The organism is Streptomyces durocortorensis, from assembly GCF_031760065.1.
GTDB lineage: Bacteria > Actinomycetota > Actinomycetes > Streptomycetales > Streptomycetaceae > Streptomyces.
This window is the reverse complement of record NZ_CP134500.1, coordinates 6,006,465-6,029,217: the sequence shown is the minus strand read 5'-3', so window position 1 is coordinate 6,029,217 and position 22,753 is coordinate 6,006,465. Positions and strand designations below refer to the sequence as shown.

General features: G+C 71.4%; 19 protein-coding genes. 9 read left to right on the top strand and 10 right to left on the bottom strand.

Features of this window, described 5'->3' with window-relative positions:
• Positions 1-44 precede the first annotated feature (44 nt).
• Together RI138_RS26675 and RI138_RS26670 are read left to right on the top strand one after the other, a co-directional pair.
• On the top strand, positions 45-1,598 hold the full coding sequence (locus RI138_RS26675; RefSeq protein ID WP_311121927.1) for a peptidoglycan DD-metalloendopeptidase family protein: 1,554 nt from the start codon (positions 45-47) through the stop codon (positions 1,596-1,598).
• Between the two features lie 85 nt (positions 1,599-1,683).
• On the top strand, positions 1,684-3,729 hold the full coding sequence (locus tag RI138_RS26670) for a family 43 glycosylhydrolase (RefSeq protein ID WP_311121926.1): 2,046 nt from the start codon (positions 1,684-1,686) through the stop codon (positions 3,727-3,729).
• A gap of 120 nt (positions 3,730-3,849) precedes the next feature.
• Here RI138_RS26670 and RI138_RS26665 read toward each other — a convergent pair whose 3' ends face one another.
• The 9 genes from RI138_RS26665 to RI138_RS26625 form a co-directional block, all read right to left on the bottom strand.
• Complete coding sequence (locus RI138_RS26665) at positions 3,850-4,959, bottom strand: hypothetical protein (protein WP_311121925.1); 1,110 nt, start codon at positions 4,957-4,959, stop codon at positions 3,850-3,852.
• Positions 4,960-5,040: 81 nt separating this feature from the next.
• Entirely contained in the window at positions 5,041-5,313 is a 273-nt protein-coding gene (locus RI138_RS26660) for a helix-turn-helix domain-containing protein (RefSeq protein ID WP_311121924.1), read from the bottom strand.
• On the bottom strand, positions 5,310-6,038 hold the full coding sequence (locus RI138_RS26655; RefSeq protein ID WP_311121923.1) for a hypothetical protein: 729 nt from the start codon (positions 6,036-6,038) through the stop codon (positions 5,310-5,312). The genes RI138_RS26660 and RI138_RS26655 overlap by 4 nt, the downstream gene beginning before the upstream one ends.
• A gap of 142 nt (positions 6,039-6,180) precedes the next feature.
• Positions 6,181-8,238 (bottom strand): hypothetical protein, encoded by a 2,058-nt coding sequence (locus RI138_RS26650; protein ID WP_311121922.1) that lies wholly within the window; start codon positions 8,236-8,238, stop codon positions 6,181-6,183.
• A complete protein-coding gene (locus tag RI138_RS26645; protein ID WP_311121921.1) occupies positions 8,228-8,515 on the bottom strand; it encodes an S-type pyocin domain-containing protein in 288 nt (95 codons plus the stop codon). Before RI138_RS26645 ends, RI138_RS26650 begins: the two co-directional genes overlap by 11 nt.
• A 242-nt stretch (positions 8,516-8,757) precedes the next feature.
• Positions 8,758-9,642, bottom strand: a complete 885-nt coding sequence (locus tag RI138_RS26640; protein ID WP_096630242.1) for a hypothetical protein — start codon at positions 9,640-9,642, stop codon at positions 8,758-8,760.
• Positions 9,639-11,795: a hypothetical protein gene (locus tag RI138_RS26635; protein WP_311121920.1), complete on the bottom strand. Its 2,157-nt coding sequence runs from the start codon at positions 11,793-11,795 to the stop codon at positions 9,639-9,641. The genes RI138_RS26640 and RI138_RS26635 overlap by 4 nt, the downstream gene beginning before the upstream one ends.
• On the bottom strand, positions 11,792-12,745 hold the full coding sequence (locus tag RI138_RS26630; RefSeq protein ID WP_311121919.1) for a hypothetical protein: 954 nt from the start codon (positions 12,743-12,745) through the stop codon (positions 11,792-11,794). The genes RI138_RS26635 and RI138_RS26630 overlap by 4 nt, the downstream gene beginning before the upstream one ends.
• Positions 12,746-12,902: 157 nt before the next feature.
• Entirely contained in the window at positions 12,903-13,559 is a 657-nt protein-coding gene (locus tag RI138_RS26625; protein ID WP_311121918.1) for a Crp/Fnr family transcriptional regulator, read from the bottom strand.
• Between the two features lie 202 nt (positions 13,560-13,761).
• Between RI138_RS26625 and RI138_RS26620 the strand changes: the two genes are divergently transcribed.
• The 3 genes from RI138_RS26620 to rocD all read left to right on the top strand — a co-directional run bounded on the left by RI138_RS26620 (position 13,762) and on the right by rocD (position 16,617).
• A complete protein-coding gene (locus RI138_RS26620) occupies positions 13,762-14,292 on the top strand; it encodes an Lrp/AsnC family transcriptional regulator (protein ID WP_096630308.1) in 531 nt (176 codons plus the stop codon).
• 193 nt (positions 14,293-14,485) lie between these two features.
• The gene (locus tag RI138_RS26615; RefSeq protein WP_311123018.1) at positions 14,486-15,358 is read left to right on the top strand and encodes a dimethylarginine dimethylaminohydrolase family protein; all 873 of its coding nucleotides are present in this window, start codon (positions 14,486-14,488) and stop codon (positions 15,356-15,358) included.
• Positions 15,358-16,617 (top strand): ornithine--oxo-acid transaminase, encoded by a 1,260-nt coding sequence (rocD, locus tag RI138_RS26610; protein WP_311121917.1) that lies wholly within the window; start codon positions 15,358-15,360, stop codon positions 16,615-16,617. The genes RI138_RS26615 and rocD overlap by 1 nt, the downstream gene beginning before the upstream one ends.
• Before the next feature lie 154 nt (positions 16,618-16,771).
• Here the strand turns inward: rocD and RI138_RS26605 are convergent, their stop codons facing one another.
• Positions 16,772-18,118: a lipase family protein gene (locus tag RI138_RS26605; protein WP_311121916.1), complete on the bottom strand. Its 1,347-nt coding sequence runs from the start codon at positions 18,116-18,118 to the stop codon at positions 16,772-16,774.
• Between the two features lie 903 nt (positions 18,119-19,021).
• Between RI138_RS26605 and RI138_RS26600 the strand changes: the two genes are divergently transcribed.
• From RI138_RS26600 to RI138_RS26585, 4 genes are all read left to right on the top strand, one after another.
• Complete coding sequence (locus RI138_RS26600) at positions 19,022-19,477, top strand: helix-turn-helix domain-containing protein (RefSeq protein WP_096630257.1); 456 nt, start codon at positions 19,022-19,024, stop codon at positions 19,475-19,477.
• A 252-nt stretch (positions 19,478-19,729) separates the two neighbouring features.
• Positions 19,730-20,257, top strand: coding sequence for a M48 family metalloprotease (locus RI138_RS26595; RefSeq protein ID WP_311121915.1), 528 nt, complete (start codon positions 19,730-19,732; stop codon positions 20,255-20,257).
• On the top strand, positions 20,254-21,450 hold the full coding sequence (locus RI138_RS26590) for an MAB_1171c family putative transporter (protein WP_311121914.1): 1,197 nt from the start codon (positions 20,254-20,256) through the stop codon (positions 21,448-21,450). The genes RI138_RS26595 and RI138_RS26590 overlap by 4 nt, the downstream gene beginning before the upstream one ends.
• Positions 21,447-22,637, top strand: coding sequence for a cytochrome P450 family protein (locus RI138_RS26585; RefSeq protein WP_311121913.1), 1,191 nt, complete (start codon positions 21,447-21,449; stop codon positions 22,635-22,637). Before RI138_RS26590 ends, RI138_RS26585 begins: the two co-directional genes overlap by 4 nt.
• Positions 22,638-22,753 lie beyond the last annotated feature (116 nt).

The window sequence follows — 22,753 nt, the reverse complement described above, 5'->3', positions numbered from 1 at the left end:
CGTCCATCCCACTCACCCCGAGACTGCCAAGGGGAGGAGGACTCGTGCTTCCAGGACTCTCCCGACGCGCGCTGACCTGGGTTCTCGCGGCGACAGCCGCCCTGCTGCTGCCGACGCTGCTGCCCGCGGCTCCGGCCGCGGCCGCCGCCCGGACCACCACCGCCACCACTACCGCTACCGCCGCCCTCGCCGCCACAGCGGCCTGCCCGGCCGCCGGTTTCGTGTCCCAGCACTTCCACGACGGCCACAACGGTGTCGACATCGCCAACGCCGTCGGCACGCCGATCTACGCCGTGGGCGACGGCGAGGTCACCATCTCCGGGTACGACAACACCGGCTACGGCCAGTGGATCCGGGTCCAGCACCCCGACGGGCGGATCTCCGAGTACGGGCACATGAGCCGACGGGACGTCGCCGTCGGGGACCGGGTCGTGGCCGGTCAGCAGATCGCCCTGATGGGCTCCGAGGGGCAGTCCACCGGCCCCCACCTCCATCTGCGGATCTGGAGCGACCGGTCCGCCTCGCGCGGGATCGACCCCGAGGTCCACCTCGCGGAGCGCGGCGTGGTGCTCCCCTGCACCCCGGGCAGCGTTCCCCGTCCCCAACCGCCCGTGTATCCGTCGGAGTCGGGACGGGTCGTGTCGGCGCGGTCGGCGGACGGGCGACTGGAGCTGTTCGTCGCCGGTGCCGACGCCATCCATCACGCATGGCAGCAGAAGGCCAACGGCGACTGGTCGGAATGGGAGTCGCTCGGCGGGCCCGGCAACGCCCAACTGGCCATCGCGCCGAACGCCGACGGCCGCCTGGAACTGTTCGCCATCAACGGCAACACCTTCCAGCACCGCTGGCAGTCGCGGCCCTCGGGCGGCTGGTCGGACTGGGCGGACTTCGGCGGCGGCGGCCGGGACATCGCGGCCGGTGTCAACGCCGACGGCCGCATCGAGGTCTACGCCTCCGGTCCGGTAGGGCTCTTCCACCAGTACCAAGTCGCCCCGAACGGCGGCTGGTCGGGGTGGAAGCCCACGGGCGGCGGCCCCGCCGACAGCCGGGTGGAGATGGGGAAGGCACCCGACGGGCGGCTGGAGGTCTTCGCTCTCAACGGCACCACCCTTGGGCACCGGTACCAGACCGCCCCCAACGGCGGCTGGTCCGAGTGGGAGGGATTCGGCGAAGGCGGCCATGATCTGACGATCGATCACAATGCCGACGGCCGCCTGGAGATCTTCGCGTCGGGCCCCACCGGCGTCTTCCACCGCTATCAGACCGGCCCCACGAGCTGGTCCGACTGGGACCCCACGGGCGGCCCCGCCAACTCGCAGCTCACCAGCGAGCGCTCCCCCGACGGCCGGGTCGAGGTCTTCGCCGTGAACGACACCACCGCCATGCACATCTGGCAGACCGCCGTGAACGCCCCCTACAGCGACTGGGCGACCTTCGGCACCGGCGGCACCGAGGTCACCGCCGCCACCAACGCGGACGGCCGCATCGAGGTCTTCGGCACCAACCAGGACGGCACCTTCCACAAAAGGCAGACCGGCTTCACCACCTGGTCCCCGTGGCACTGGCTCAACAACTCGGCGGGCCCCGGCGTCGACTGACCTCCGGAGGACCCAATCCCACGAAGGCCTCATACCTGCGAAGGCCCTCACACCTGCGAAGGGCCTCATGCCCGCGAAGGAACCCATGCCTCCGATCAGCAGACGGAGCCTGTTGCTCGGCACGGCGGGCGCCGGCGCCCTCCCGCTCCTGGGCGCCGGCCCGGCCGTCGCCGCAGCCGCGCCCGGGAGCGCCCCGCGCCCGTACCAGGTGGGCGCGGGCCCGTTCACGTACGTCTACGACCCGTCCACCTCCGCGGGCCCGCGCTATCTCAACGACCACACGCTGATCAGGGCCCACGGCCGCTGGCACCTGTTCAGCATCGTCGGGAACAGCGCGCCGCGCGGCGAATCCCCCGACAGCGCGGCGGAGACGTCCTTCGCCCACGCCTCCGCGCCGAGCCCGTACGGGCCCTGGACCAGCCACCCCGACGCACTCACCGTCGACCCGTCCTACTTCGGTGAGGAACACCTCTGGGCGCCGCACGTCATCGAGGCGGACGGCAGATTCTGGATGTTCTACGCGGCGGGCGGCACGAACAGCGCGGCGATCAACCTCGCCACGTCGACCGACCTGTTCACCTGGACCCGCGAACCGTCCGGACCGCTGTTCCGGGGGCGCGCCGCGCGGGACCCGATGGTGCTGCGGGTCGGTGGCGAGTGGGTCATGTACTACACGGAACTCTCCGCGGCCTCCACGACAGGCGACGGGCACCACGTCGTGGCCCACCGTCGCTCCGCCGATCTGCTGCACTGGGGCGAGCCGGGCGTCGCGTTCACCGACGCGAGCACGGACACGACCGTGTCGGTCACCGAGTCGCCGTACGTCGTCGAGCGGGACGGCTGGTACTACCTGTTCATCGGTCCCCGGGGCGGATACGAGGGCACCGATGTCCTCGCGTCACGGGACGCGTTCCGTTTCGAGCTGACCGGCCGTACGGGGCATGTGGCGGGTCACGCCGTGGAGGTGATCCGCGACGGCGAGAACTGGTACGCGAGCGCCGCGGGCTGGTTCCGCAACGGGCTGTACGTGGCACCCCTGTCCTGGCGGGACACCCCGCCGCCGTGGCAGAGCCCCGACAACCCGGTGGCGGGCCTCGATGTGAACGGCCGCCTTACGGTGTTCGCCCTCGACGCCGCCGACCGTGCGATGCTGCGGCGCGTCCAGCTCTATCCGCACACGGACAGCTGGTCGCCGTGGGAGCCCTTCGGCGGTCCGGCAGGCGCGGTCCCCACCCTCGGACGCACCTCCGACGGCCGCCTGGAGGTGTTCTCGCTCGCCCCGGGCGGCGCCAACCTGCACCACCGGGTGCAGCGGCCGGACGGCGGCTGGTACGACTGGGAGGAGTTCGGTGGCCCGGCCGGTGCCGCCCCCGCCGTCGCGCGCGACGCCCGCGGCAGGCTGGAGGTCTTCGCCCTGAGCCCCGGCGGCGCCTCCCTCGCGCGGCGACGGCAGCGGTCGGCCGGGGCCCTCGCCTGGGACCCGTGGCAGCCCGGCTTCGGCGGGGCGGCGGGCGCACCCCCGGTGGTCGCGTCGAACGCCGACGGCCGGTTGGAGGTGTTCGCCCTCTCCCCCGGCGGCGCGGGCATCGACCACCGCTGGCAGGAGACACCGGGCGGCCCCTGGACCGCGGCATGGCACCGGTTCGGCAGCGCGGCCGGTGCCGCGCCCCGGGTGGCCGGCGACGGCAGCGGCCGGCTCACCGTCACCGCGATCGGCCCGTCGGGCCTGGGAACCTTCACCCGACGCCAGTCCGTACCGAGCGGCGGCTGGGACGCGTGGCAACCGCTGTTCGCCTGGAGCGCCTCCGCCCCGGCCCTCGCCGTGAACGCCGACGGCCGCCTGGAGGCACTTTCCCTCACCCCCGCCGGAGCCCGCCTCAACCACCGCTGGCAGACCTCGCCCGGCGGGGACGTACACCCCGGCGGGGAGTTCGGGGAGCCCGGCATCCGTCTCGTCGCCACCCCCACGGCAGCCCCCGACGCCACCGGCCGCCTGCACGTCTTCGCCGTCACCACCGCGGGCCGGATCCGGACTCGCGTCCAGACCCGGCCGAGCGGTGGCTGGCAGCCGTGGACGGCCTTCGGTGACCGCACGGTCGTGCCTCTCGTGTCGGGCAGCCAGGCGCTTTAGGAGCGCGGGCCCCTCCTGGGGGCCGAGAGGCCCTCCAGGCCCGGCAGGCCTTACAGGTCGTACGGCCCGTGCGGGCCATACAGGCAGTACGGGCTCATACGGGCCATACGGGCCTTACAGTCAGGACCCCTTGAGCTTCGCGGCTGCCGCCTGCAACTCCTCCAGAACGGCCACGCTCCCGAAGATGGTCCGCAGGGAGGTACCGACGCGGCGAGCCGGTCCGCGCAGCCGACGGCTTGAGGCCGCGAACAGGTCGATCAACGACAGCACCTCCTGGAAGGCGACCGCGGCGGACCGCATGTCCCACGGTGCACCGGCCACGTCCGTCAGCAACTCCTCGGCGCCCTCGGGCCATTCGCCGCGCGGCGTGGCCTCTGCCCATTCCAGGAACGCCCTCAGCGCGGCCATGCTCGCCTCCATGCGCCCCGCGAAGCGCTCGGCGGCCGCCTCCAGGTCGTCGGCCGGTCCGTCGATGGCCTGGGCAAGGCGGTGGATCACCGTCAGCTTCGCGCCCATCGTGGCTCCGGGGTGGCTGACCCGGGCCATGTCCTCCGTGATCAGCTCCATCATCGCCGCGAGATCCGCCAGCGCGGACTCCACATCCTCCATGTCGCCCGTGATGGCCTCCATCTGTGCCTCCGCCTCGACGACCAGGTCGAAGAGGCCCGGGGATTCCTCATCGGGCTCGGCCGCGGTCTGCACGCAGGGCTCCGCCGGAGCCGCGGGCAGCGCCGGGACCGTCTGCCCTCCCACCGTTGCGGTCAGCCCGCCTACCGTTGCGGTCAGTACGCCGATGAGTTGCCGCCGGGCCCCGGCGGCGTCGGCCGAATGTGCGGGAAACGCGATGTGCGGCGTCACTCCCGCGGGTCCTGAGGGCCCATCAGCCGTCTCGGCGACATGGACGGTGCAACGACCAAGCGCGTGCCGCACACCGAGGCCGAAGGCCAGCTCCGCGTCGGGTGCGCCGAGGTCGGCGATGACGACGTCGGCCTCGGTCACCATCCGCTGAAGCTGTTCGCCGGGTAAACCGGCCTCCGTGAGCCGGTCCGCACGTACGAAGGTGAGACCGAGCTGTTCGCATGCGGGGCGAACGACCTCCTCGTAGAAGGTGGTGGACCGATGGCGCTGGTCGTCGGGGGAGAGGCCTGGGGACAGGCCTGGGGACAGGTCCTGGGGCAGGCTCGGGGGGTCAGCGGCGGCCGTCCGGCCGATGGCGAGACACGTGGGCATGGCAGGCTCCTTCAGTCGAAACAGGTCAGTCACAGTGGGTCGGTCGCAGTGGGGCGGATACGGTGAGGCGGTCGAAGAGGGTCAGTCGAAGAGCGTCAGCGCGACCCCGTCGGCGACCTCGTCGGCGAAGACCGGACGCTCCTCGATGCCGAGCGCCCGCAACAGGTCAACCGTCAGCACCCGGTGGCGCCGGCCGACCCGGACCGTGGGGCACGGGAAGTCGCCCTGCGCGATCAGCCGGTAGGCGGTGCCCTGGCACATGCCGAAGGCCCTGGCGGCCGTACGCAGGTCGACACTGACCGGGAGGTCGAAGATCTCGCGGAAGCTGAGAGGCGACTCGGCGTGGGTGCTCATCCCTTCCTCCCGCCGTGCCGGAGGGACATCCTGGCGACCTGTCGGCCCCGGCCGGAGTACCGAACGCCGGACGCCGCGTCCGCCGCTCCCCAGGCCCGGGCCAGCGCACCGAGCCGTACACCTTCCACACGGTGCGCGGGGACGGTGATCCGTACGTTCGCCGAGAGTCCGGACCGGCGAGCGGGCGGGTCGTAGTCCGCCTCCCAGAAGCCCTCCCCCGCCGGGTCGAGGGGAGCGCCCCCGGTGGTCTCCACGTCGTCCACCGCCCATTCGGAACGGGTCCTGCGCCACAGGGCCCACGCTCCCGAGCAGGCCGAGCGCAGCACGTGGCCGCCGGGGTCGGGGGTGTCCGGTCCGAGCTCCGCCAGCGCTTCGAGGTAGCAGGTGACGAGTTCGGCCTCGACGTCCCCCCGTTCGACGCGGAAGCCGTGGCTGAGCCGGAAAGCGGTGCGGCGGAGTCCGGGAAGTCCCAGCCACACAACGGCCGTCGGCCAGTCGGACCCGACGGGCGCCCCCTGCCTGCGCTCCGCGATCTGGTGCCACAGGGCCGAGCGCCCCTGGGGGCACACGGAGCGGTCGTAGACCTTGCGGCGGGCCTGCCCCAGGGTGAGGGGGATGCCCGCTGGTTCCGATCCGTCGAAGAGCCGGAGCCGGGGTGTCGGGTCGCTGTCGGCGCAGTGGCGCTCGACGGTGGAGAAGAGTCCGGGGTGAGGGGGAAGGGGCATGGTTCCTCCGGGAGAGTCCGCGTGGTCGATCCGCATGGTCGATCTGCGTGGTGGAACTGGGTGGTTGATCCGCGTGGTGAATCTGCGTAGTGGAACTGCGTGGTCGAACTGCGTGGTCAATCCGCGTGGTTAAGCCGCGTGGTTAATCCGCTTTCAGGGCTGGGGACTTGCTGCGCCACTCGGTGAGCGCCAGGGCCGCCAGACCCTTGCCGGGCAGCGTGTCCGGCCCTCTCTCGACGGAGAGGAGCCAGCGCAGGAATCCGGGCTGCCGGGCGGCCACCAGACCGTCGAACAGCTCCTCCGGAGCCCGGCGGCCCTGGTGCTCCGGCCCGTCCGCGCCGCAGCACCAGACGAGCAGGGCGTCACGCATCGCTCCGTAGGTGATCGATTCGTTGAGAGCGTGCCCGGTCAGCTCGACGGCGCCCGACGCCACCTCGGCGTCGCCGGGGATCCGCTCGCTCCACCAGGTGATGTCCGCGCTCGCCATGCCGGGGAAGGCCAGGGCCGCCAGCAGACCGGGGACGCCGCCGCACTCCTTCCACTCCCGCATCCGGCCGAGGACAGTGACTCTGGCCCGCGAGTCGCCCGTCGCGAAGAGCTGCACCAGAGCCGTTTCGACGGTGGTGAAGACGGCCGTGTCGTCGTCCGGTCCGCCGGTCGGCGTGTCCATGAGCCGGTGGATCAGGTCCAGCGCGTGCCCGGTGGCGAGCCCTCCCCGGTCCGCGTGGCAGGCGTGCGCGACAGCCTTGCGCAGGGCCGCTTCGGTCTCCGTACTCCACTGTTCAAGCAGATCGCTCGCCGTGCGCGCCGCGGCAGGGTCCCTGACCGCCGCACCCAGGCACCGGGCGGCCACCTCCGGAGCCGCCGGGTACGGTGCCAGCGCCAGGTCGCGCAGGTACTCCAGGGAGCGGCCGAGGGTGGCCGCCGCCATCGAGGCGGCCGCCCGGCCGGCGCGTTCGATCTGGTCGGCCTCGTGTCCGGTCGCCGCGAGCCAGGTGTGCAACTTCGGCAGGAGGTACGCGTGTTCACGACACAGGACCTCCCACACCGTCTCGGTCACCGCGGGCCGGAAGAAGGACACGGCGTCCGTGCCCGTGTCGGCCTGGCCGGTGCCCGGGGCCCGGTGTGCTCCGAGGGCGCGGAGGATGTCGGGCCAGGGGCGCCGAGGAGGGGGGTCGGCAGGCTTCTGGCCGGAGCCCCACTGGGCGGGATCCTGCCGCCCGGCGGTCCCTGTGACGCTCAGCAGCTCCGCCGCCCGTTCCGCCACGACACCCCAGTGGAGACCGCCGTAGACGCTTACGGAGACCAGGTGGGCGAGGAGAGGCGGTTCGGCCTGGGCGCGGGCGACGATCTCCCGGCCCTCGGCCCGGGCCAGAGCCCGCACCACCTCGGTGCCGGAGGACCCGCCGACGATGCCGAGCCGGATCACGGCTTCCGCCGTCTGCGCGGCACTGCGGGGCGGCAGCCCGTCGGGCAACAGCTGGGCGAACTGGCCGGGTTCCAGCGTACGCAGCCACCCGGCGGACGCCTCCTGCTCGGGGCAGCCGTCCGCGAGATGGGCGGCGAAGACCTTCCCCGGGTCCGGCGGGAGGTGGCGCAGGACCGGCACGCCCATGCGGTCCTCCAGGGTTCCGCCCAGTCCGGGGGCGTCGGCGACGACGATGACCAACCGCGCTCCCGCCTCCGCCTCCGCCAACAGGGCCTCCAGCCGGGACAGGTCCCAGGCCCGGAGCTCGAACGGGTCCGGAGGCTCCATCACCAGATAGCCGTGCACGCCCCGGGGCCGCGGTGTCCACCGGGAGAGGTTGACGGCCCCGTCGACCTGGACGACCACGGGTTCCTCCCTGCCGTGGGCCAGCAGGTTGAGGGCGTGGGTCTCCCGCCCGGTGCCCGGTTCGCCGATGAGCACGACAATGCCGGAGTCGAGTGCGGCGCGCGCTTCGTCGAACCCGGGCGGCGCCGCGAAGCGACGCCTCACCGCCGCCAGGCGCTTCGCCCGCACGGGGCCCTGCCTCATCGGTCCCGCAGCAGGGCCGCTGTCCGCCGGGGCGGACATGCTCATGCGCTGGTCACCGTGCACCGTGCCGGTGTTGAACGCGCCCTGGGGCGCATAGACCAGCGTGTCCGGCCGGGCGGGAAGGGCCGCGACGACTGCGCCGAGGTCGTCGAGGTCGTCGGCCCGGAAGAGCTCAGAAGTCACCGTCGGCTCCGGGGTCGACGTGGCTGCGGAGCTCGACGGCGGTGATGTGCTGACCGCCGTGCACGGTACCGGTGTTGATGATCCCGCGCTCGGCTTTCAGGACCGTGGCCGGGGGGATGTCCGGCTCCTGGGCCGTATCCGGCGTCTCGCGGGCCGGGTTCGCCGGCTCGGCGCTTTCCCTCGCCCCGGGGAATTCGATGACGTTACCCTTCCCCTTTCCCTTTCCCTCGTCTGCGTTCTCGATCTCACCCTTACGACAGGTCTCTTCGGATCGCATGTCGCCCTTTCGATACGGACGCCCCGGTAACCGATTCAGGCGTCTCCTTCTGGACGCCTTGAGATTCCCGTACATCTGCTTGCGGGTCCGCTCCCGGAACCCGCAAAAGCGGTGACCGTGGTCACACCCTGAGATCCTGAGGGGCGAGGGGCATAAGCCGAGGGACATAAGCGGGCGGGCGCGCTGCCCGAAGACAGCGCGCCCGCCCATGCATCCGAATATCGAATATATGTCTTCCCGCCTCAGAGAGGAACTCCGGGAACCGGTCGTCCCAGTGCGGACAGGCGGTCGCGCAGAAGGTAGGAGATCTCCTTGCGCTCCTGGTCGGTCAGCGTGCCGAGCAGTGCGGCCAGTTCCTCCTGCCAGTCGGTGCGCGGCGGGACGAGCAGCCGCTCGTGGTCGACGGCCCAGTCCAGCACCTGGCGCACCTGGTCGGGGTGCCTGAGCAACCAGAGGGCTGCCAGCGAGGCCGGTCCGGCACGAAGGGCCTGGAGGCAGAACTCGTACTCGCCGCGCCGGCTGGTCGTCCACGAGTAGCGCACGCCGTCGCCCTCGTCCTGGCCGAGACGCAGTTCCTCGCCGGTCTCCCGGAGCCGCACGTCCAGGACCCGGTAGCTCAGACCGGTCTCTTCCAGGTGTTGCGGCACGCCGAGGTGCTGCATGATCTCAGGGGCTCCGAGTCCGCTGCCCGCCGACTCCTGGGCCTCGGTCAAGTGGCGCAGGACGCTGGTGAGGTGAGCGCGCACCATGTGCCAGCCGTGCAGGGTCTGTGCCCGCACGACGCGCACGGGATCGCGGACCCACCACGCCACCCACAGCTCCACGGACTCCCTGCCGTACACCGTGGGAAGGCCGACGGCCTGGATGTCGACGTGCTCGGTGACGTCGACCCGGAAGACATCGGTGTAACTGCCGCCGATCCCAGGCGCGGCGGATTCGTCGGGCAGCGGAACATAGGCTCCGGTGTCCTCGGTTTCTCCGGGGGCGCCGAGCAGGAAGTAGTCTCCGTCGGCATTCCGGAGCACCAGGGACGAGTCCCGTGCGGCGGACCACCGGTGGCTGAGGATTTCCCGCCAGGGCGGCCTGGACGCTCGATAGTAGAGACGCTCGTTGGACTGGTCGTTCATGCCGCCTCCCCAGGTTCTCCGTGTCCCCCGTGTTCCCTGCGCCCCCTGCGCCCTCCGCGTTCTCCGTAACGCCATCTGCCGAGCGCGTCCCGTGCGATTTCCAGCCCTGCCCAGCCGTCGACCCCTTTCTCCTCCATTTCCACGAACAGGCGGAACTCACCGGGTCGCAGGGAACGGGCCAGGGAGGCGAACAGGTTCTCCACCGCCCGGCCCAGCTTTCCGTCCCACTGGCCCCATTGGGACCAGTTCAGCAACGCCGCACAGACGGTGTCGAACGAGACGTCCGTGTTCAGTGCGAGATGAATCGTGTCGGTGATCGCCCGCCCTCGATGGCTCCCCTCGGCGAGATGCCACTGGAACCACCGGGGATACTGCAACAACTGGCCGAAGGTCACCAGCAGTTGTTCCGTGTCGGACTGCTCCGCATCCAGCCAGTCGAGAAGGTGGCCGAATACCCTTTCCTCGTTTCCGGCGCGGAACAGTTGCAGGGTCGCCGCCCGCACCGCCATCCGGACCCGGTCGCCCGCCTCCTGGCCCGCCCCGTCGCGAACCGGGCCACCGAGAACCAGGGTGCGCAGGAGTTTCAGCGCTACGGCCGGGCGGGACAGGCCGAACTCCGCGCCGCACGTGTACGCCACCGTGGTCCGCAGCCGGAAGTCGGCCGCCACGCTCCACTGCTGGAGGCGGTAGCGCACCTCCGCGGCCAGTACGGGGTCCTCGGCCGCGATACCCAGCGCGTGGGCCGCGATGAGGCGGCCGGTCGTGCGCTCGGCCCCGGCCAGAGCTCCGATGTGCCGCAGCGCCCGCCGACCGCCTCCCCAACTCGCGGCCCGGCCCATCACTTCGCCCACCGGGCGGGTCAGTTCACCGGAGCGGTGCACCTCCCCCAGCCATGCGACCAGCAGGTCGGAGAGCTGCCCGTACTCACGCCATACGTGCCGGAGCACCGCTTCGGCCTGTCGGTGCCGGACGAACGTCACCGCTTCCACGCTGTGCGCGTAGGCGCCCTCCGTCCGGATCTCACGCGTCTGCCGGGTGGCACGGACGGCGCGCAGCAGTTCCGTCAGGGGGCGCCGGAAGACGAAGCCCGGGTTCGGACGCTCGGCCTTCTCGGCCCCCTGGGCATCCGTCGCCGGAAGCATGGCCGTCAGACGCCCCTGCGACAGCTCCAGCAACCGGTCGGCCTCCTCCCTGACGATCCGGTGGTCCAGGCCCTCGAAGACACAGGCGGCCAGCAGAAAGGCGAGGGCGTCCGGATCACCAAACAACTCCGCTATGAGCTGCGGGACTTCCCGCTCCGCCCGGTAGCTCAGCCGGGCCCGTACGTCACCGAGGGCGTCCGGATCACCGTCGGCGGCCACGATGGCCGACACCAGCTCCACCACCTCCGCCGGCACCAGCTCGGGTACCAGCAGGTCCCCCAGCTCATGGCGGTGGCCCAGAGCCGCGAGCAGTCGTTCGCGTTCGTGCTGTCCCGGTACCGCCGCCTCGAAGTGACTGCCGAACACCCGGGCGGGAGGCGGCGGTTCGCAGAAGGTGGGGCGGATATGGAGGTCGTGTTCGAGGCGGTGCAGCAGGGCCGCGTCATCGGGCAGCACGATCACCATGCGTGCCTCGGCCTGCTCCAGCAGCGAGCGCACATGGCCGAGGACGCCCGACCCCAGAGGCCGGTTCGGGAACAGCCCGTCCATCAGATATCCGCGCGCCGAGCTGTCGGTGGGCTCCCAGCGGTCCAGCTCGGTGACCCCGTCCAAGGCCCGCAGCGGAGCGTCCTCGCCGCAGGCCTGCCGCAGCAGGTTGAGCGCCGCCGTACGCCGTCCGGAGCCGGGTCGGCCGACGAGGAAGAGCGGCCCCGGGCGGAGCTTGCCGAGGGCGGGACCGAACCAGTCCGGCTCCGCGAACCCGAAGGCGGCAGCCCGCACTTCGGCCTCCGGAATGGGCCCCTCGCGCACCGTGGCCGCCCGCCTCCCCCGGCCTTCGCGGGCAGAGGCGTTGTGCACCTGTTGATCGCCGTGGACGGAACCTGCGTTGATGTTTCCGTGCGGCGCGTACACGAACGGCCTCGACGCTCCCGCGGCACCTGCGGCCCCGCCGATGGCGTCGATCAAGGCGGCGAAATCCCACTCCGGCGGCGCGCCCGCGTCCGGAGTCACTTCCGCCCCTGGCGCTTGTTTCCGCGCACCTTGTCCCCCTGGAAGCCGCGGACGCGCTCGGCCTTGTTGCCGCCCACGTAGTCCCCGGCAATGTGGTCCCCGGCGATGCGGTCCCCGGCGGTACGGGAGTTGTCCACGCTCTGTCCGCCGTGAACGGTGCCGGTGTTGATGTTGCCCCGCGGCGCGCTGTTCCTCACGCCGGGGCTCCGCGTATCGCCGCCCCCGAGCGGACTGGGCGCTTCCGCCACCGGCTCCTGGGCGGTCCCCTCGGGCGCGGGCTCTTCGTAGAGCGGCCCCGAGGGCTGGGGAACGTAGATCCAGGCCTTCTGGGAGAACGGTTTGCCCTCGACCGTCGCGGCGACCTCGACGAAGTGGTCGAGGTGGCGCCCGGTGTACCCACCGGCCACCGCGTCGTCGTAGCAGCGGGCGGAGAGGATGGCCGCGACATGCGTGATGTTGGCCTTGTGGGAGGCCAGCACCGCCTTGACCGGCCGGGAGTCGAGCAGGCGGTGCGTGTCGTTGCGGGCCGTCCCGTTGCCGCCGAACTCGTCGCCGGTGTCGGGCAGGGGGCCGATGTGCAGGCTGGCCCGGAGCCTGATCGGCGCCGCCCCGTGGGACAGGACGTTGTAGTCGGTCAGCACTTCCTGGAGCGTGAGCAGCAGGGGGTGGACCACGAAGGGCATGAGCGCGGGATCGAACCCGAAGACATACCCGTCGCCGGTCGTGGCGGGGAAGACACGGCTCTCCCAGAGCTCCAGGAGTTCCGCCCTGACCAGCGCGGTCCTGAGGAGTTCGGGGACGACACGGCTGATGGCCTCGTGCTCGATGGCCGGGCGCCCGGTGAAGTCCTTGGCATCGACGGCCAGGATGCCCCGGTAGGGCGGTAGCGGCCGGCTGCGGGTGTACGAACCCGTGATCGCCTGCGGGAGTTGGCTCATGTGCTCGCTCATGTGGCTCCTCCGTGCTCTCTGTGAAGGGCAGCCCGGCGGTTTCGAGCCGGGCTGCGACGCCGTCCACGAAGTGGTCCGGCCTTTCGAGCTTCACAGCGGCCACGCGGTCGTTCCGCTCCGCGGGCACCGACGGGACATGACGCGCGTCACTCCCCGGTCATGCGGCGGCGGGACCGTCGAGCGCCTTCCGCAGACCTCCTACGTCGACCACGCCGACCCGGCTCTTGCCTGCCTGCACCAGCTCCGGCCCGAGTTGCACCAGCGCCTTGCTCACCAGCTTGCGGCCCACTCCGATGTGCTGGGCCAGCTCGTCCCTGGTCAGGGAGAAGGAGCGCGCCCCGCCGGAGACCTCGACCAGGCGGAGCAGCGCCATCACCAGGCGTTCGCGTACGTCCCCGTCGTGGACCTCGGTCTGCTCCTTCAGCCGTCGTGTCGCCAGCTCCGCGAGGGGTTCCGCGAGCCGGTGTTCGCGCACGAGGCGCCGGAAGTCGTCAGCGGGAATCACAGTGACTTTGCATATGCTCATCGTCTGCACGTCGGCCAGCCTGACATCCCCACGCTGAAGCGCCATCTCCCCCAGGATCTCGCCCGGACCACGAAAGGCGAGCAGCCTCTTGCGCCCGTCACGGTCGGTGCGCACCACCTTGACCAACCCGCTCACCAGGGCCAGAACTTGTGTTCCCTCGGTACCCTGCCACAGCAGGGTCTCGCCTGCCGGGCGATGCCGCACCGGGTAATCGATCAGCCCCGCCCACGCCTCGTCCGACACCAGATCCCGGAGAGACGACACTAAGAAGGAAGAATCTTCGCTCATGCGATCACGCTAGAGCAGCGGGGCTCCGGCCACGTCGGGAATTGCGCACTCCGCACCGGGAGTCGCCCGATGAGGCCGGAACCTTTCCATCACGGCAGGGGCCCACCGCCGTCGGGCACACCGCACACACCGGGCACGAACCGGCAGGATGGGGAGGCAGACAGCCCCCATCCCGGGGCGGCACGAGGGGATGATCGCCCGTATGACCACCAAGCCCACGCCGTTCGACGAGCTCGACCGGAAGATCGTCGCGACCCTGATCGCGAACGCCCGGGCGAGCTTCGCCGAGATCGGCACGGCCATCGGACTGTCGGCCACCGCCGTCAAACGCCGGGTCGACCGGCTGCGCGCCACCGGAGTGATCACGGGGTTCCGGGCCACCGTCCGCCCGGCCGCACTCGGCTGGCGCACCGAGGCGTACATCGAGGTGTACTGCGACGGCGCGGCGCCGCCCAGGCGCCTGGCGGAGGTGGCGCGCAAGTACCCGGAGATCGCGGCGGCCATGACGGTGACCGGGGCCGCCGACGCCCTGCTCCACATCCGGGCCACCGACGTGGAGCACTTCGAGGAGGTGCTGGAGCGGATCCGCAGCGAGCCGTTCATCCGCAAGACGATCAGCTACATGGTGCTGTCCCACCTGCTGCCGGACAGTCCGGAGGCCGGAGCCAGCGAGCCCGCACCGGACACCGGGGCGGGCGCGAGCGGCGGCAGTGACGCAGCGAACCTGCCCTGAGTCGTGCATCTGCGCAGCATTCCTGCGTATGTACGCAGCTCATCTTTCTTGTCGGGCGTATCAGCCGCTTCCTACGGTGAAGGCATCCCCATCGTCACCGGAGAAGCGGAGGAGCTCTGTGCCCGTAGGAGAAAACTCTGTGCCCGTGGAACGTGGCCCGCTGGGTGATCGCCCGAGCCTCAGGCGCTATCTGATGTGCGAGCCCCGCTATTTCGAGGTGCGCTACGCCATCAACCCGTGGATGGACACCGGCACACCGGTCGATCTCCCTCTCGCCCGTGACCAGTGGCGGACTCTGGTCGAGGCGTACCGGAGCCGTGGCCACACGGTCGAGACGATCGCTCCGGTCGCCGGTCTGCCCGACATGGTGTTCGCGGCGAACGCGGCTCTCGTCATGGACGGAAAGGTCTTCGGCTCGTCCTTCCACGCGGCCGAGCGGCGGCCGGAGTCGGCGGCGTACGCGAGATGGTTCAAGGAGGCCGGGTACGACGTGCATCCCTCCCGGTCGGTCTGCGAGGGCGAGGGCGACCTCGTCCCGGCCGGGCGGTACGTGCTGGCGGGAACGGGCTTCCGTACGCACAGCGCCGCGCACCGCGAGGTGCAGGAGTTCTTCGGCAGGCCCGTGATCGGCCTCGACCTGGTGGATCCGCGCTTCTACCACCTGGACACCGCACTGTTCTTCCTCGGCGGGGAGCCGGGCGCGGACGAAGGGACGGGCGAAGGGACGGGCGAAGGGACGGGCGAAAGCACTGGCCGGAGGACTGGCCTGAGGACGGGCGAGGGAAGCCACGAGGGAAACGTCGCCTACTACCCGGCGGCGTTCTCGCCGGGCAGCCGCGAGGCCCTGCGGCGGCTCTACCCGGACGCGGTGATCGCCACCGAGGAGGACGCGTTGGCGTTCGGCCTCAACTCCGTCTCCGACGGCCGTCACGTCTTCGTCGCGCCGCAGGCCCACGGCCTGATCGATGAGCTCAGCCGCCGAGGCCATGTCCCCGTTCCCGTCGACCTCTCGGAATTCCGCAAGGCCGGCGGGGGCATCAAGTGCTGCACCCTGGAGATCCGCTGATGACCGACACCGGCACCGACACCGCCGCCACTACCTCCGCCACTGTCTCCGCGTCCGAGACGCGCTCCTCGGAGCAGCTGATCCGGGCCGAGGCTCCGGTGCTCGCGCACAACTACCACCCGCTGCCCGTGGTCGTCGCCCGCGCGGAAGGCACCTGGGTCGAGGACGTCGAGGGCCGCCGCTACCTCGACATGCTGGCGGGCTACTCCGCTCTCAACTTCGGCCACCGCCATCCCGCACTCATCGAGGCCGCGCACCGCCAGCTCGACGAACTCACCCTCACCTCACGCGCCTTCCACCACGACCGGCTGGCGGGTTTCGCCGAGCGTCTGGCGGCGTTGACCGGCCTTGAGATGGTGCTGCCGATGAACACCGGCGCCGAGGCCGTGGAGAGCGCGGTCAAAGTCGCCCGCAAGTGGGCGTACGAGGTCAAGGGCGTCTCGCCGGACCGGGCGACGATCGTCGTCGCCGACGGCAACTTCCACGGCCGCACCACGACGATCGTGAGCTTCTCGACGGACGAAACGGCCCGCGCCGGCTTCGGGCCCTTCACCCCGGGCTTCCGGGTCGTCCCGTACAACGACCTCGCCGCGCTGGAATCCGCCGTGGACGAGACGACGGCGGCCGTGCTGATCGAGCCCGTCCAGGGTGAGGCCGGGGTCGTCATCCCCGACGACGGCTATCTCACCGGGGTCCGTGAACTGACCCGGCGCGCGGGGTGCCTCTTCATCGCCGACGAGATCCAGTCGGGTCTGGGGCGCACGGGCCGCACGCTGGCCGTCGACCACGAAGGCGTGGTGCCGGACATGCTGCTCCTGGGCAAGGCCCTGGGCGGCGGTATCGTCCCGGTCTCCGCCGTGGTCGCCCGCCGCGAAGTGCTCTCCGTACTCGGGCCCGGTGAGCACGGCTCGACGTTCGGTGGCAACCCGCTGTCGGCGGCGATCGGTTCGGCGGTCCTCGACCTGCTGGCCACCGGCGAGTTCCAGCGGCGCGCCGCCGAGCTGGGCGAGGTACTGGACCGCGGCCTGGCCGCCCTCGCCGGCTCGGGCGTCACGGGCTACCGGGCCCGCGGGCTGTGGGCAGGCGTGGACATCGACCCCGCGATCGGCACGGGCAGGGAGATCAGCGAGCGGCTCCTCGCCGAAGGCGTGCTGGTCAAGGACACCCATGGCTCGACCGTACGGCTGGCGCCGCCGCTGACCATCACCGAGGAGGAACTCGGGTCCGCGCTCGCGGCGCTGACGAAGGTGCTGTCGTAGCCGCGAGCCGCGGTGGTCGGCAGCGGGTGCTGTTGTCGTAGCCACGCGGCCCGGCGGTCGGCGGTGGTGCGGTCCCTCGTAGGCCGGGGCCGCACCACCGCCGTACGGCCCGGCCCCCGTGCCGAAACGGACCGCACCACTGCCTACGGGCCGGTCAGTTCGTGCCGACCGGCTTCTCCGGCTCCAGCGAGTTGCCCGCGGGGATGCGACCGCAACTGGTGGGGGCGGCCTTGCCCGCGAACCGGTCGTCGAGCCAGGCCATCGCGCGCGGTGTCCAGTAGGGCATGGCGCCGAAGTGGCTGAGCAGGTTGTACTGCTCGTACTTGATGGATGTGTTGCCGGTGGCGCAGTACTGGTTGGCCAGCGCCCGCACGTCACCGGCCACCATCACACCGTCGCCGCTGCCGATGCCCGCGGGCTTGTTGAACGTTCCCTCCAGCCAACCCGCGTTCCCCTGCCCGATGAAGCCGGGGACGGTCGGGGTGGCGGCCTCGCCGAGGTTGACCTTGTTGACCGCGTCGACGAAGGCGGGAATGGAGTTCGGGTCCTTGTACTCCGGCTTCGCCAGGTCCTTCCAGGTCATCCCCGGGTAGCGCCCCAGCGCATCGATGATCGAGCCGTGTTCGAGCTCGTCGAAGACCGCGATGCCCTTCGGGCTCAGATAGCGCTTGATGTCGATGTCGTAGGCACGGGATACGCCGATGACCGCCATCGGCATCACGCCGTTCCACACGAGGGTGCCGTCGACGTACTTCAGATTGTGCGCCGGCGCGACGAGCACGCCCGCTTCGGCAAAGCCGACCAGCTGCTTGTTGACCTCGGGCGCGTACGCGGGGGCCAGGGCCGCCGCCCAGTTGGTGGCGATGGCCCCACCGGAGTAGCCGAGCAGTCCGAACCTGGTCCCGGTGTGCAGACCCGTCCCCGCGGCCCGGGTGCTCGCCCGGATCGAGTCGAGCGTGTTCGTCCCGTACGCGGGACCGGCCGCGAACTCGGCGGTCTGGCCCTCGGTGTCGGGGATGACGAGGTCGTAGCCCTTGAGCAACAGCGGTGCCATGACCAGGGATTCGACGTTGGCGATGATGCCGCCGAGGGTGACTTTGCCCGCGATGGCCCGGGAGGGGCCGTCCTCGGGGTCGAGGGAATCGTAGAACGACTGGTACGAAACGGCCTTGCTGCCGTCGCCGCGGTGACTGCGGACCACCGTGGTCACGTTGGCCGAGGGCCGGCCCTGGGCGTCGGTCGAGCGGTAGAGCAGCTGGATGGCCTTGACCGGCGTCGGGATGCCGAGGACGTGGTAGTCCAGCGTGCGCTTCTTCAACACGTCGCCCGGCTCGTACGAGGACAGCGGCTCACTGCCGTCGTAACGGTAGAAGGGGTCGGACGCCCTGCTGTCGGTCTGTTGCGCGGCTGCGGCAGGCGCGGCCGCGGCCGCCGGCGCCGCGCCGACGGTGAGGGCGGTGACAACGGCGACGGCCAGCAGGCCGGCGGTACTCCGGTTCATGACTCCCCCGGTATCTGAATCTGAGTGAATGAGGCGGCAAGCCTGGTCGGTGAGGCAACACAGCCTTTACCAAGCGGTAACTTACTGGAGGTAACTTCCCGGCGTACAGATGTGTGCGCGCTCTTCTCGTTCGCATCGACGGACACGGGCCGCGCGGCCGCCCGCCGGCGCTTCCCTCCCAGCCCCCGCCCGGCGCCACCAACACTCCCGACCCGACGACTGGCGGACGACAGGCACGGGTCACGGGTCACGGGTCACGGGCGACGGGCGAACAGGCAAAGCCGCGCTTCCGGTGACCGTCTCAACCGCGCCCCTCGTCGAGGCGGGCCGCCCCGGGATCAACGCCGCCGCCCTGAAATGGGCTCCGCCCCGGTTGCGGGTCGAGCCGGGCCAACCAGGCTCTCGCACAGTCGGCCGACAACCGTTGCGCCCGGCCGGACCACACATGGCGCGCCACCCGGAAGACGCCGAGGACAGCGAAGACACCGGAGAGGCCGGAGGCCGGAGGCCGGAGAAGCCAAGCGTGCGCCACAACGACCGAACCCGGCGACGCACCCGGGCCCGGTGCCACGGGCCCGGGCTCCGCCCGATTGCGCCGGTCGGCGAACCGGAAGGCGCCGGGCCCCGCCTCCCCCCGCCTCGTCACGCACAGGCCGGGGCGAATCCGCCCGAGACGGCCACGGCGCTCCGTACCACCGGCCGAGCTCACCCCCGTGAAGCTCAACCCCGGCCCGGCCTGCACCACCACCGCCCCCTCGACACTTCAGTGGCGGCGAGGCGTTGATAACGTACACCAGAGTATCTGTCAGGCGTCAACCAAAGTGTCGCCGGGGCCGACCTTGAGGGCTTCGGGAAACACTGTGGTGGGCAAGGACTCGGCATCACGCCAAGGAGGTCGTTTACGTGGAGGATGACCAGTCGCCCACCTTCGCCCAGCTCCTGGACCACCTCTTCCGTGAGGTGCACCCCCCTTCCCGGGGGCCGTACACCTACGCGGAGGTCGCTGAGGGAATCCGCGAGGCCGCGACCGGAGAGGGCCGCGGGGTGACGGCGAGCGCCATCCAGCAACTACGCACGGGCGCCAAGCGGAACCCGACGCGGCACACCATCAAAGCCCTGGCCGACTTCTTCGGCGTACCGGCGGGCTACTTCGTCGACAGCGCGGCCGCCGAACGCACCAAGGCGGAGATCGGCCTCCTCGCCGCCATGCGCGACCAGGACGTCCGCAAGGTGGCCCTGCGCGCCAACGGCCTGAGCGTCGACAGCCTGAAGATGCTGTCCACCGTGATCGAACAGGCCCGGAAACTCGAAGGGCTCACCACCGACGACAGCTCGCAGGACCTGAACCTGGACGACTGAACCGCGCACCGGGGCGGCGATCGCACGATCACCGCCCCGGAACGACACCCCCCTGTGGCGCTCATCGCCAGGGGGGTATCAGGCGTTTCCCGGGACAAGCCGGGCATCCCGGTCCGCACGGCGCCTCGCGGGCTGCACCCCGCACTCGAAGCAGAGTCGCGAACATGTCAGCATTGGGGCGCTCGCACCGGGCTTCCAGGGGGAGATCCGCCCCGGCCGACCACCCCCGACTGGCGTCAGCAGAGTGAGGACATGGACTTTGAGCAGCTTCGCGCCGCGTGCGAGGCCCGCGTCGAGGCGCTTCGGCTCCCGCACCGCTTCAGCACCCGCGACCTCCGCGACGCCGTGGCCGAACAGCGCGGACGCCCCATCATCCTGCGCCCCCTGAGCACCCTGGGCGCCCTGGACGCCCCGTGCGGCATCCGTCTGGAGACCCCGGACGCCGACCTGTTGTTCTACGAGGAGGCCACCTCCCCCCTCCACCAGAACCACATCCTCGCCCACGAGATCAGCCACATCGTCTGCGACCACCCCGGCAGCCTGGAACTGGACCAGGACACCCTGAGCGCGATCGGGTTCGACCCCGCCCTCGTTCAGCGCATGTCCGGCCGGACCAGCTACTCCAGCGAGGACGAACGCGAGGCCGAGGTGATGGCCAGCGTGATCCGACAGCTCATGTACCGGGGACGCGAAGGCCCGTCGAGCCGGCCCGCCAGCGGCGCCGAGAGCTGGGACGCACTGTTCGCCAAGCCGCACAGGAAGAAGCGCCACCCGAAATGATCAACATCCTGTTCACGGGCACGGCCGTCGTGCTGCTGTGCTTCGCCGCCTACTGGGTGCGAGGACGCGGTGGACACCGCCCCACGGGCACCTGGGCGATGGCGGCGCTTCTGACCTCGTTCGCCCTCGCCTTCGCCTCCTACGCCCCCGCCGTGGAACGCGCGGTGGAATCCGTGATCCCTCACGTCGCCCGACTCCTCAGCAACACCTTCACCCTGACGGCGGCCACCTCGGTCCTCGCCTTCCTCTTCCAGCTCAATCTGGACCGTGAAAGCGCCCACCGCCAGATCCGACTGCGCGTCATCGCCCTCGCGATCTCCGTCGCCGGCATGACCGCCTTCTTCGTCGCCGAACAGCTCACCGGGCGAAACCCGGCGTTGTACGCGTGCTACGTGCTCATCTACATCTCCTACCTGGGGTACACGGCCAAGGACTTCCTGCTGCAGACCTGGGCCCAGTCCAAACGCTCGACCCGACGCAGTCAGCGCTGGGGCCTGCGCACGACCTCGGTGGGCTGTGGTTTCGCCCTCGTCTACGCCGCGTACAAGCTCTTCGCCCTGATCTCCATCGGCCTCGGCCTGGGGCTCGTTCCCGACGGCGCCCGGTGCTCGACGCCGCTGACCCCCTTCCGCTGCGCCTTCAGCGTGACCGCACCCGCCGTCGCCGTGCTCCTCATGACCGTCGGACTCGCCCTCCCCGCCCTGCTGTGGCCGCTCAGCCAACTTCGACGGCGTCGCTGGGAGCGGAACTCGTTCACCGCGCTGGAAGCGCTGTGGCAGGAGGTCACCGCAGCGGTCCCCGAGGTCGTGCTCGACCCGGGGAACACCGGGGCCGACGCCCACGACCTCGACTTCCACCTGCACCGCCGCGTCATCGAGATCAACGACTGCGTGCTGGCCCTGCGCCGGTACCGTCAAGCATCGGTACGGGACGCCGCGGCCGCCGAGGTCGCCCGCCGGGGCGCGGCCGACACCCCCGAGGGCGAGGCCGAGGTGGAGGCGGCGGTCATCGCCGCGGCAGTCGACGCGAAGCGCGCCGGACTCGCCCCCGACGGCGACGAGGCCCCGCCCGCTGCCGGCACCCGCTCGCGCAAGGGCGACCTCCCGGCGGAGACCGCGTGGCTGCTGCTCGTGGCGGACGCCTACGCGCGGCGCCCGGTACCCGCGAACGCGGGCGCGGGAGCGGCCTCGTGACCGCGCCGCGGCGGGACCCCCTGCGTGACCCGCGCTTCTTCGCCGATCCCTATCCCACCTACGACCGGCTGCGCGAAGGCTGCCCGGTGCAACGCATCCCCACCGGCTCCGGCGGACACCACGCGTACCTGATCACCGGCCACTCCGAGGCCCGCGAGGCGTTCACCGACCGCCGCCTGTCCAAGGACACGGCGCGCTTCTTCGCCGACCGGCCCTCGAACCGCGACCTGCACCCGGCGATCTCCCGCAACATGCTGGCGAGCGACCCACCCGCGCACACCCGCCACCGGCGGGTGGCGACACCCCTGTTCACCACCGGACGCGTCCGGGAACTGCGCCCGTACATCACCCGGGTCGTCGACGACCTCATGACCGCGTGGCGGCCGGGCGCGGAGGTCGACTTGGTGGCGGACCTGGCGGTACCCCTGCCCGTCACCGTCGTGTGCGAGCTGCTGGGAGTGCCGGAATCCGACCGCGCCACGCTCGCCGGCTGGTCCCACGACCTCTTCGACGCGACCGACACCGACCGTGTCGACGCCGCGTCACACCGGATCGGCGACTACCTCACCCACCTCGTCGACACGGCCCGCGCCACCCCCGGCGAGGGCCCGCTCCACTCCCTCCTGCGCGACTGCGACGCGGGCGGCCTCGACCGGGACGAGACCGTCTCCCTGGCCGCCCTCCTCATGGTCGCCGGGCACGAGACCACCACCCATTTCATCGGCAACGCCGTCCTGGCCCTGCTCCGGCACCCCGAGGCGTTCGACCGCCTGCGCCGGGACCCGGACCTGATCCCCGGCGCCCTGGACGAACTGCTCCGCTTCGACTCCCCGGTGAGCGTGGCCACCTTCCGTCACAGCACGGAGGACCTGCGCGTCGGCGGGGTCGACATCCCGGCGGGTTTCCCGGTGCTCATCGCCCCCGGGGCCGCGAACCGCGACCCGGCGGAGTTCCCCCACCCGCACCGCCTGGACCTCGACCGCGACGCCGGGGGCCACCTCTCCTTCGGCCATGGCATCCACCGCTGCCCGGGCGCCCCCCTGGCCCGGGCCGAGACGGAAATCGCCCTCCGCACCCTGGTGACCCGATTCCCGAACACACGCCCGGCCATCCCCGCGGAAGCCCTGACCTGGCGCCGGACCCGCCTCACCCGGGGCCTGACCGCCCTCCCCCTCATCCTCGCCTGAACCTCAGCGGCGGCTTGCGGCACAGGGCGACGAGCGGGACGCCACGGCGTGCTTCGTCAGCCGCGCCGGTCCTGGGCGGTCGGTCCCCCGAACAGCGCGGGTCAGGTCCTCCTCAG

What these genes read in the sequence shown, in the direction of transcription:
- RI138_RS26670 (WP_311121926.1), top strand. Translation starts at nt 1,684, where the DNA reads ATGCCTCCGATCAGCAGACGGAGCCTGTTGCTCGGCACGGCGGGCGCC.
- RI138_RS26665 (WP_311121925.1), bottom strand. Translation starts at nt 4,959, where the DNA reads ATGCCCACGTGTCTCGCCATCGGCCGGACGGCCGCCGCTGACCCCCCG.
- RI138_RS26660 (WP_311121924.1), bottom strand. Translation starts at nt 5,313, where the DNA reads ATGAGCACCCACGCCGAGTCGCCTCTCAGCTTCCGCGAGATCTTCGAC.
- RI138_RS26655 (WP_311121923.1), bottom strand. Translation starts at nt 6,038, where the DNA reads ATGCCCCTTCCCCCTCACCCCGGACTCTTCTCCACCGTCGAGCGCCAC.
- RI138_RS26645 (WP_311121921.1), bottom strand. Translation starts at nt 8,515, where the DNA reads ATGCGATCCGAAGAGACCTGTCGTAAGGGTGAGATCGAGAACGCAGAC.
- RI138_RS26640 (WP_096630242.1), bottom strand. Translation starts at nt 9,642, where the DNA reads ATGAACGACCAGTCCAACGAGCGTCTCTACTATCGAGCGTCCAGGCCG.
- RI138_RS26630 (WP_311121919.1), bottom strand. Translation starts at nt 12,745, where the DNA reads ATGAGCGAGCACATGAGCCAACTCCCGCAGGCGATCACGGGTTCGTAC.
- RI138_RS26625 (WP_311121918.1), bottom strand. Translation starts at nt 13,559, where the DNA reads ATGAGCGAAGATTCTTCCTTCTTAGTGTCGTCTCTCCGGGATCTGGTG.
- RI138_RS26620 (WP_096630308.1), top strand. Translation starts at nt 13,762, where the DNA reads ATGACCACCAAGCCCACGCCGTTCGACGAGCTCGACCGGAAGATCGTC.
- RI138_RS26615 (WP_311123018.1), top strand. Translation starts at nt 14,486, where the DNA reads ATGTGCGAGCCCCGCTATTTCGAGGTGCGCTACGCCATCAACCCGTGG.
- rocD (WP_311121917.1), top strand. Translation starts at nt 15,358, where the DNA reads ATGACCGACACCGGCACCGACACCGCCGCCACTACCTCCGCCACTGTC.
- RI138_RS26605 (WP_311121916.1), bottom strand. Translation starts at nt 18,118, where the DNA reads ATGAACCGGAGTACCGCCGGCCTGCTGGCCGTCGCCGTTGTCACCGCC.
- RI138_RS26595 (WP_311121915.1), top strand. Translation starts at nt 19,730, where the DNA reads ATGGACTTTGAGCAGCTTCGCGCCGCGTGCGAGGCCCGCGTCGAGGCG.
- RI138_RS26590 (WP_311121914.1), top strand. Translation starts at nt 20,254, where the DNA reads ATGATCAACATCCTGTTCACGGGCACGGCCGTCGTGCTGCTGTGCTTC.